Source organism: Phyllobacterium sp. P5_D12 (genome assembly GCF_054049495.1).
Map to the genome: position 1 here is coordinate 1 of NZ_JBFUMG010000834.1, position 1,454 is coordinate 1,454.

At 57.5% G+C, this 1,454-nt stretch carries 1 protein-coding gene; it reads left to right on the forward strand.

The genetic code is table 11. The features are described 5' to 3' along the window. Positions 1 to 22: 22 nt before the first annotated feature. Positions 23 to 1,300: an alpha/beta hydrolase gene (locus ACXJ5O_RS26870; RefSeq protein WP_457302574.1), complete on the forward strand. Its 1,278-nt coding sequence runs from the start codon at positions 23 to 25 to the stop codon at positions 1,298 to 1,300. The last annotated feature ends 154 nt before the right edge of the window (positions 1,301 to 1,454 follow it).

Sequence of the window (1,454 nt, forward strand, 5' to 3'; positions counted from 1 at the left end):
CTCTAAATCCGGCACCGTGATCATGGTGCGATACGGTATGGGGTGGACCTTAATGCTTGTGCTCGCCGTTTTGACGGCGGGCTGTGCCGGGCGACCGAAAAACGTACTGCTGCCTGTCGCCGAGACGTCCTCTGGCACAACCAAAGTCGAAATGCTGGTGACGACGACGCGAAGCCGTTCCAGCGTCCCCGGCCAAATGTTCAGCGGCGAACGCGGGCTTACCCCTTCCTTTGCCGACATCACCGTATCGATCCCGCCGAGCAAAGTGCGCAAAATCGGTGAAGTCTCCTGGCCGAAGAGGCTTCCCTCCAATCCTGCAACGGACTTTGCAGTCCTGAAGGCCGACGCGCTGCCGCTGGATGCAGCAAAGTCAAGGCTGAACTTTTTGGTGAGGAAGAATCCGGATCACAGCGTCATTGTCTTCATTCACGGATTCAACAACCGATTTGAGGATTCGGTTTATCGTTTCGCACAAATCATGCAGGATTCCGGCATACCCAATACGCCGGTTCTGGTCACGTGGCCTTCGCGCGGCAGCCTGCTGGCCTATGGATATGACCGCGAGAGCACCAACTACACGAGAAATGCCCTCGAAACGCTGTTCCAATATCTGGCGAAAGATCCTGAGATAAAGGATGTTTCCATCCTCGCCCACTCCATGGGCAATTGGCTTGCCCTGGAGTCGTTGCGCCAGATGGCCATCCGCAACGGCAGACTGCCGGCGAAATTCAAGAACGTCATGCTTGCCGATGCCGATGTCGATGTCGATGTTTTCCGCTCCCAGATTGCGGACATGGGACCGCAGCGCCCCCAGTTCACTCTCTTTGTCTCCCGCGATGACCGCGCCTTGGCGCTGTCCCGGCGAGTGTGGGGGGACATCCCGAGAATAGGCTCCATCGATCCRGAACAATCGCCCTACAAGGAGGAATTGGCAGCGAATAAGATCGCGGTGATTGACCTCACAAAAATCAAGGCTGGAGACAGGCTTCACCACAGCAAGTTCGCCGAATCCCCACAAATCGTGCAGCTCATTGGTGCGCGCATATCGCAAGGCCAGACCTTGACCGACAGCAGGGTCGGGCTCGGCGACAAACTTCTCGCCGCCACGACCGGAACGGCGGCGGCAGCGGGGAGTGCAGCCGGGTTGATCCTTTCCGCGCCAATTGCCGTGGTCGACCAGAACACCCGGGAGAACTACGCAAACCAGATGGCCGGGTTGAGCGGGGCGAAGAGCGGTGCAAAACGACCAGTTGTTAATGACTGTAGTGCTACACCTGCTTCCACGAAACGATGCGATTGAGACGGATGCGGTGTGAGTGAAGAAACAGTGGTGGACCTTGACGTCAATTCGGCGATAGCGGCCGTCGAACGGGTTGCCGAAGATTTTGCCGCTGGGCTGCACGCACGATTTTCTGCTTTATCGGAGCTGCCCAACGAGTGGAATAGCTTGCAGG